At 39.6% G+C, this 8059-nt stretch carries 7 protein-coding genes and 2 pseudogenes; 1 reads left to right on the forward strand and 8 read right to left on the reverse strand.

Features of this window, described 5'->3' with window-relative positions:
• Positions 1 to 260: 260 nt before the first annotated feature.
• The 7 genes and pseudogenes from CBG25_RS10760 to ppiB form a co-directional block, all read right to left on the reverse strand.
• A pseudogene (locus CBG25_RS10760) lies at positions 261 to 719 on the reverse strand (thioredoxin domain-containing protein); the annotation flags it as partial.
• 80 nt (positions 720 to 799) lie between these two features.
• The gene (locus tag CBG25_RS10765; RefSeq protein ID WP_290606584.1) at positions 800 to 1567 is read right to left on the reverse strand and encodes an SDR family oxidoreductase; all 768 of its coding nucleotides are present in this window, start codon (positions 1565 to 1567) and stop codon (positions 800 to 802) included.
• Positions 1568 to 1665: 98 nt separating this feature from the next.
• Positions 1666 to 2934, reverse strand: coding sequence for an MFS transporter (locus CBG25_RS10770; RefSeq protein ID WP_290606586.1), 1269 nt, complete (start codon positions 2932 to 2934; stop codon positions 1666 to 1668).
• A gap of 86 nt (positions 2935 to 3020) precedes the next feature.
• A complete protein-coding gene (purK, locus tag CBG25_RS10775) occupies positions 3021 to 4109 on the reverse strand; it encodes a 5-(carboxyamino)imidazole ribonucleotide synthase (RefSeq protein ID WP_290606588.1) in 1089 nt (362 codons plus the stop codon).
• Positions 4106 to 4636 (reverse strand): 5-(carboxyamino)imidazole ribonucleotide mutase, encoded by a 531-nt coding sequence (gene purE / locus CBG25_RS10780; RefSeq protein WP_290606590.1) that lies wholly within the window; start codon positions 4634 to 4636, stop codon positions 4106 to 4108. Before purE ends, purK begins: the two co-directional genes overlap by 4 nt.
• Positions 4637 to 4763: 127 nt before the next feature.
• Positions 4764 to 5489 (reverse strand): UDP-2,3-diacylglucosamine diphosphatase, encoded by a 726-nt coding sequence (gene lpxH, locus CBG25_RS10785; protein WP_290606592.1) that lies wholly within the window; start codon positions 5487 to 5489, stop codon positions 4764 to 4766.
• A 9-nt stretch (positions 5490 to 5498) separates the two neighbouring features.
• On the reverse strand, positions 5499 to 5993 hold the full coding sequence (gene ppiB / locus CBG25_RS10790; RefSeq protein ID WP_032115161.1) for a peptidylprolyl isomerase B: 495 nt from the start codon (positions 5991 to 5993) through the stop codon (positions 5499 to 5501).
• A 270-nt stretch (positions 5994 to 6263) separates the two neighbouring features.
• On the opposite strand from ppiB, the gene cysS reads away from it, so the two are divergent.
• Positions 6264 to 7655 (forward strand): cysteine--tRNA ligase, encoded by a 1392-nt coding sequence (cysS, locus tag CBG25_RS10795; RefSeq protein ID WP_290606595.1) that lies wholly within the window; start codon positions 6264 to 6266, stop codon positions 7653 to 7655.
• Positions 7656 to 7772: 117 nt separating this feature from the next.
• Here cysS and CBG25_RS10800 read toward each other — a convergent pair.
• Positions 7773 to 7913: pseudogene (locus CBG25_RS10800) on the reverse strand (PfkB family carbohydrate kinase); the annotation flags it as partial.
• Positions 7914 to 8059 lie beyond the last annotated feature (146 nt).

An 8059-nucleotide genomic window follows, 5' to 3' on the forward strand; every position in this document is an offset into this window, starting at 1 on the left:
TTATTAACAGTTCACATATGTTAACCATACCGATAAACCTAGCACCTCATCCGCATGATGCTTGCAGGTAATAACTATTCCCTCACGGTTTCGTTATCGCATTTTACAATGCAAGGTTACATTGTCCCGTGAGCTTCAGACCCCGCAGTTGCCCGCCACGCCTGTCACGGTAGGTTACAGTCAATGGGATGACTGGTTTTGTCCATTCCTTTTTCAAAACAATATGTCAGACGACTTCCTGTCGCACCTTCTGCATAAGTTAGGCTAATGTCACTATTTTTAGGCGCTAGTTGATGGGCTTCTTTTAGCAAGGGCAAAGCTTCGGCAGTTTTTCCAGCGGCCATTAATTCAGTCGCTTGAGTAATTTTTAATTCTTCTGCTGTTGGTAGGACATGAGTTAACATTTCGCGGATAAATTCTTCAGATTGAGGTCCTTGAAAGCCATCAACCGGTTGACCTTGCTGTAATAAATAGACAGTTGGAATGGCACGTAATCCAAACTGAGCGGCAACCATTTGCTCGGTGTCACAATTGACTTTTGCTAGCGTGAATTGGCCAGCATATTCAGCCGCTAATTTATCCAGCGTGGTACCTAAGGTTTGGCAATGAGGACTTTGTGGTGACCAAAAATAGAAAACAACCGGTTGCGTCATTGATTGTTCGATGACTTGTTGCAGATTAGATTCGTTTACGTCGATGGCATAAGCAGCTGCTAGCATGATGTTTCTCTTAAATTATGTTCGGTGATCCCTATAAAATAAGCTCAAACTTGGTTATTTCAAGGGGAAAAAGATATTTGTTATGTTAAAAATTTATCCATTAACCGATCAGGTAATAGACGTTTCATAAAGGCAATAGCGTAAGTTAATAGTGTTACTGGGTAGCGAATTTTGGGCTTGGGACTCTCTAATGCATGGAGTAGTCGTTTGACAACGTGTTCTGGCGTTAATGCTAGCCTTGCAGCGATAGTTGGATTTTCAACCGGATTATCTTTATTGGTTTGATCGACGTTGTCAGTAAAACGTGTCTTAATTGGGTCAGGTTCGATAATACAAACTTGTATACCCGATCCTTTTAGTTCAAGACGAAGTGCATCTGACCAAGCCTCTAAAGCATGTTTACTGGCCGCGTAGGCTCCACGACCAGCAGAAGAGACAATTCCTAACACAGAGCTGGTCTGAATAATACGCCCTTCGTTATAAGGTAGCATGGCCGGTAGTAATAAAGTGGTGAGCTGATGGATACTGAAAAAATTAGTGGAAAACTGCTGCTCTAGTTGTTGTCGACTGATGGTATTCAGTGAGCCATAGACACCATAACCGGCATTGTTAAATAAGGCATATAATCGGCCATTAATTAATTCGATAACTTGTTGGGCTGCTTGTTTTACACTTTCTGCATTATCCATATCGATTTTAATCGGTTCAAAGCCTAGTGTTTTCATGGTAATTAAATCGGCTTCTTTACGACAACCCGCTAATATTCGATAACCTTTGGTTAGCAAAATTTTGGCAGCGCATAATCCAATACCACTTGAGGTTCCAGTAATAAAAATCACTCTTTTCATGGTTTTTGATCTCAATAAAATTATCATGCTACATACTAGTATTGATTCTTAATGCCAACAGATAAAGCGCTAAATAAGTAAAATAAGTCTGTTTTTAATTACAATTTGTAATTTTGAGGCAATCGCTGCACTGGCGGTTTCATTAATAATGTTAGTAATAAAATAATAAAAACAGGAATAGTAATAATTAAAAATGCCGGCGTAAAACTCGCTGTATAATCTTTAATTATTCCGCCGAAGAATGGGGCAAAACAGGCGCAAGTAGAGAGTAAATTCATGACAGAAAAAAGCTCCAGGTATGGACCTCGACCAAAATAGTTAGCCAGTAAAACACTTGAGGCTAGAAAGGTCATGCCATAACCGACTCCAACACCAATAGTAAATAAGATTAGCCACAGCCAGGTTGTGGCAAAACTGAGAGCAATAATAAGTCCACAAATAATAATTATTAGACTGCTTATTAATAATTTTTTGGGTTCTAGCTGCTCGCCGACTGCACCTCCAGCCAGGCGAGAGAAGGCGTTGATAAACGCCATTGCACTTAAGGAAGATGCGGCAATTGTTTCGCTAAAACCTTGTTCTATGATGTGGGCAACGGCAAAGCTATTAACGGTAATCCCGCACCAACACCAAAGAAAGGCGGTATAGCTAGCGGCAATGATATAAAATTGCCAGGTGCGTAGGGCACCACTGGCAGTCCATATTTCTTTCGTTTTGTAGATTGTTTCTGAAGAGTGTTGTGTCAATTTGTCAGCGATCGTTTTGGCATGTGAAATTTCACGTTGGCCTTCGCGTAAGGTTAATAGTGTAATAAAAACAACAATGGCCAAACAAAGCGCTGAAATGACCCAGTGTATGCGCCATGAACCCCAGAAACGTGTTGCCAGAAAATAGATCCAAGGGCCTACCACACCGCCTAAGCCACCAATAGTGAAGTAGAAGCCAAAAGCAAGCGATTGTTTTTCAAACAATCGCGAAATAACATAAGTACCTGGCACCGTTGCTAAAAAAGTAAAGCCAATGCCTAACAAGGCAGTACCAGAAAAGTAATGAAATAAACTGGCGGTAGAATAGAGGCAATAAAAGCCAAGGATAAAAATAGTAAGGCCGAATAATAATGTTATTCGAAGACCCAGTTTACGGATCATTAAGGTGGGCAGATAGCTTGATAAACCACAGGTTAATCCTAATATCGTGAACCCCAGTCCTGCTTCTGCCCAGTTCCAATTGAATTCATTAATCATGCTAGGCAGTACGACACCTAGAGAAGTAAAGGTGGTGGCTGTTGATAAGAAGTAAATTAATCCCAATAAAACTAACATATACCATGGGTAAATTGGACCAAATATTTGTTGTTGTGCAGGCATTATGACTCCTAAGCAGACAACTATTCCATGAAAACAGTTAGCTTAACAATAAACTAGCTTATTCAACATGGTAGTTGTTTTTATTTTCACTCATCGTGTCGTGGGGAATGCATTAATTTTGTGTTTAGCCATCGAATACTATCGTTATATTCACTAGGAAGTAAGGTTTGTATTGTATTTAATGAGTTTTTTATCGCTTGCCGATTGTTACTACACAAATTTAGATGGCCTACTTTGCGCGCTGGACGAACGTCTTTTTCATACCAATGTAGGTGAACTAAAGGTAATGACAACCATGCAGGATTTAATGCTGTACCTATCAAATTAATCATGACTGCCGTAGTGTCTATATTAGGGGTAGGAATTGGTAGATTTGAAATGGCTCGCAGATGGAGTTCAAATTGACTGATAGATGCGCCATTTTGTGTCCAGTGACCGCTATTATGAACACGTGGCGCCAATTCGTTAATTAGCAGTTTATCATTTAAAATAAAACATTCCATTGCCATCACACCTACATAATTTAATTTTGTCATAATGGTCGACAGCATCAATTCTGCCTGAGTTTGCAATTTTTTATCTGGCTGAGGAAAAGCGATACTTGCTCGTAGTATGCCCTCTTGATGTAGATTGTATGTTAGTGGGTAAAAAGCACATTGGCCATTTATATTACGAGCACCAACGAGTGAAACTTCTCCTAAAAAAGGAATGGTTTTTTCGACAATTGCTTGGCCATAAATCTCAGCTGGCAGTATTGATAGGTTATCCGGTGTGATACGCCATTGTCCACGGCCGTCATAACCACCAGTACGACATTTAACAATAACAAAATCGCCTAGCTCGGTAAATAATTGTGGCCATTGTGTTTGATTATTAAGAGGTTGCCAGGGAGCTGTTGTTAAGGCTAAAGAATCTAGCAATTGCTTTTGTGGAAACCGGTCGGCCAGTTGCGGAAAGATATCGCGATTAATAAAGCTAGCTTGGCGAGCTAATTCACAGGTAAGCGGCGTTTCGGGCCAGCGCTCAATTTCGGCTGTTATGATGCTGTGTTGATAGGGGATAGTTTCTAATTTATCATCGATACCGATAGGATAAACACGAATACCTAACGGCTCTCCTGCTTGGCGTAACATGCGGCCTAACTGGCCATTACCAAGGACGCAAATCGATTTCATTCCACCTCCCGTGGATCGGGATTGCTTAAGACGTCATTAGTTTGTTTTAAACGCCAGATTGATAAACGCTCATAAAGTTCATTATCTGTACCAGCAAGAAATTGGGCTGCCAGTAATGCCGCATTGGCTGCCCCAGCTTTACCAATTGCGAAGGTAGCCACTGGAATGCCCTTTGGCATTTGAGCAATCGAATAAAGGCTATCAATACCATTAAGTGTCGCTGTTACAACAGGAACGCCAAAAACAGGAACTAACGTTTTAGCTGCTAGCATACCGGGTAAATGTGCGGCTCCACCAGCACCGGCAATGATAATCTGCAATCTTTTTTCTTTTGCTTGTTCAGCAAAGGTGAAGAGTTTATCTGGCGTGCGATGAGCAGAAACAATTTCTACTTGATAGGGTAGTTCTAGTTCATTAAGTATATCGGCTGCATATTTCATCGTGCTCCAGTCGCTTTTGGAGCCCATTACGATGGCAATTTTGGCGTTGGAATGTGACGGTTTCTGTGCATCAAATTGAGCGATCATTAATTTGTTGCTCCTGGATTTAAGTCATTTATTGATGGCAAATTAAGAGAGATCATATCATGGCCGATAAAGAAGAAAAACGTTTGCCTAAATTTTTCATCACAGGATTAAGCTGAGATGGGAAACGTTAATAAAAAGGGAAATGAAGCAGTTCGATAGTTTTAAGCGTTATTTTGATCACTGAGCCATTTTGATCCCAGGCACCTAACACCGCTCGGTGTAATATTTTACCATTAACATTAATTTTATGGATAGCAGGTCGATGCGTATGGCCGTGGATCATCCAATCGACTTGATATTTTCGAAATTTTTCAATTACTGTTTGTTCATTAACATCGGTAATATACTCTGGCTTAAGTTGGGTGGCTGATTGGCTATTCTTACGCATTCTTTCAGCGATACAGTGGCGGGTAGATAATGGAAGCGCTAGAAATAGCCGTTGCAACCAGCGATTATATACTCGTTTTCGATAACGCTGATAGGAAATATCATCAGTACAAAGTGTATCACCGTGTAAAATGAGGATATTATGGCCATGTAGCGTTAATACTTTCTCTGCTGGTAATAAAATCATGCCACTTTCTTTAGCAAATCTCTTACCCAGCAAAAAATCACGATTACCATGAATAAAGTAGCAGGGAACACCTTTACTTTGCAGTTCCTTAAGTTCTTGCGCTATAGCTTCATGTAGCAGGCTGGGATCATCATCACCGATCCAATAATCAAAAAAATCACCTAAAATATACAAAGCCTTAGCTTGGCTTGCTTGTTCGCGTAAGAAATGCAGAAAACCGGCAGTGATAGCCGGCTCTTTTTCACTTAAATGTAAATCAGCAATAAATAAGATTGCCATAGTTTGTAATTATTCGTTAACCGTTATGCGTTTGATGATAACATCTTCAACTGGTACATCTTGATGTAAGCCACTACGACCTGTTTCGACTCCTTTAATTTTATCAACAATATCCATTCCTTCAACTACTTCGCCAAAAACACAGTAACCCCAGCCATTTTGCTGTTCTGAACGGAAATTTAGAAAGTCGTTGTCGACAACATTAATAAAGAATTGTGCTGTGGCTGAATGTGGATCATTGGTTCTAGCCATCGCGAGCGTACCACGGTTATTTTTTAATCCGTTATTCGCTTCATTTTTGATTGGATCCTTGGTCGTTTTTTGCTGCATTCCGGGTTCAAAACCGCCACCTTGGATCATAAATCCATTAATAACGCGATGAAAAATCGTGTTATCGTAAAATCCATCACGACAATAGTTTAAAAAATTTTTTACCGTTATGGGCGATTTTTCATCAAAAGTTTTAATGACAATATCGCCTAAATTGGTGTGAAAAGTTACCATAATCACTATCCTGATAAATCGTTATAAGTAATGTAAAAATCAAAAAGCAAAGTAATCAATTTAAAGTAGATCAACTATTTTATACCATATTGGGCTAATTGCGTCAGTATTTGTGGAATATTGAATAATTTCCTTGCGCCTTGTAGTTGCATAACTCAGAATATAGGGCTCCAATAGTTGTGTTTATTGGTAGCAATGGCCTCTTGCATAGTCATGTAATTAAAATAAACCATTTACCGCATGTACCGGCTGATGATGGAAAAAGTCTCAATGTTAAAAATTTATAATACACTAAGTCGTCAAAAAGAAGAGTTTAGACCAATTACCCCAGGCAAAATTGGCATGTACGTGTGTGGTGTTACTATTTATGATTTATGTCATATTGGTCATGGCAGAACTTTTGTCGCTTTTGATGTGATTAGCCGTTATTTGCGTTATCTTGGTTATGACCTGACTTATGTGCGTAATATTACTGATGTGGATGATAAGATCATCAAACGGGCAGCTGAAAATAATGAAACATGCGACGCTTTGACATCACGCATGTTGGCTGAAATGTATAAGGATTTTGATGCGTTAAATATTTTGCGCCCCGATTTTGAACCAAGAGCAACTGACCATATTAAAGAAATTATTGATTTGGCTGCGCGCCTAATTGAGCGTGGCTATGCTTATATTGCAGACAATGGTGATGTCATGTTCGCTATTAATAGCGATCCTGATTATGGACTATTATCCCGCCAAGATCTCGAGCAATTACAAGCTGGAGCGCGGGTTGAAGTCACGGATGCCAAGCGTAATCCATTAGATTTTGTGTTATGGAAAATGTCTAAACCGAATGAGCCCAGTTGGTCTTCTCCTTGGGGAGATGGGCGACCAGGTTGGCATATAGAGTGTTCAGCCATGAATGGTAAACAACTGGGTGAACATTTTGATATCCATGGTGGTGGGGCAGATTTGATGTTTCCTCATCATGAAAATGAAATAGCTCAATCATCCTGTGCCCATAATGGCCCCTATGTAAACTATTGGATGCATACTGGAATGGTTATGGTAGATCGGGAGAAAATGTCAAAATCATTAAATAATTTCTTTACCATTCGTGATGTATTGACACATTATGATGCCGAAACAGTGCGTTATTTCTTATTATCAGGGCATTATCGTAGTCAATTAAATTATACCAAAGAAAATTTAAAGCAGGCTCGCACCGCGCTTGAGCGTCTTTATACCGCTTTACGAGATACTGATACTAATAATTTTATATCTACTGATAATGAAATATTTAAGCGGCGTTTTATGCAAGCAATGAACGATGATTTTAATACGCCGGAGGCTTATTCAGTTCTATTTGATTTGGCAAGAGAAATTAATCGACTGAAAGTCGATGATATGACAATGACGAATGGATTAGCAGTACAATTACGCCAATTAGCCAATGTCTTGGGGTTATTAACACAGGATCCTGAACAATTCTTACAAAGTCGAGCACAAGTTTCTCACAGCGCTGACATAGAAAAAATTGAGACATTAATTAAGCAACGTAATGATGCACGCGAAAACAAATTATGGGCGCAGGCTGATTCAGCGCGTGATGAACTGACTAAAATGGGCATTATATTAGAGGATAGTCCGCAAGGAACCGTATGGCGTCGTAAGTAAAAAACAGGTTCAAATTTTAGTCTATATATGGTTGTTAGATTGATTGTTTTTAGCTGAGTTTTGGTTTGTTGTGTAAATAGCCTGGTTAAACGGAATGTTTCTTTATAGGATTTATTTCATCAGTAAACTATAAATCAATGCAGCCACCATGAGATCGCCAGCGCCGGCTGTACCAATAATTTTACAAGCCGGCAGTTTTGCCAACTATATTCCGCTATTATTAATCCATATGGGCTCCTCTTTGCCTAATGATATTAGGGCACCTCGAAAAACCTAAGCCGAGTTTGATTTTGCTGATAAAGTTATCGGAAGCTGGTCTACTGAGCTAACCACCATGAAGAAACGCAGCGCCATTAAGAATGACCTCTTTGCAAACCAGTATCACCAACAGACGATCGACAAGT

The sequence above is a fragment of the Arsenophonus sp. ENCA genome (assembly GCF_002287155.1).
GTDB classification, from domain to species: domain Bacteria; phylum Pseudomonadota; class Gammaproteobacteria; order Enterobacterales; family Enterobacteriaceae; genus Arsenophonus; species Arsenophonus nilaparvatae.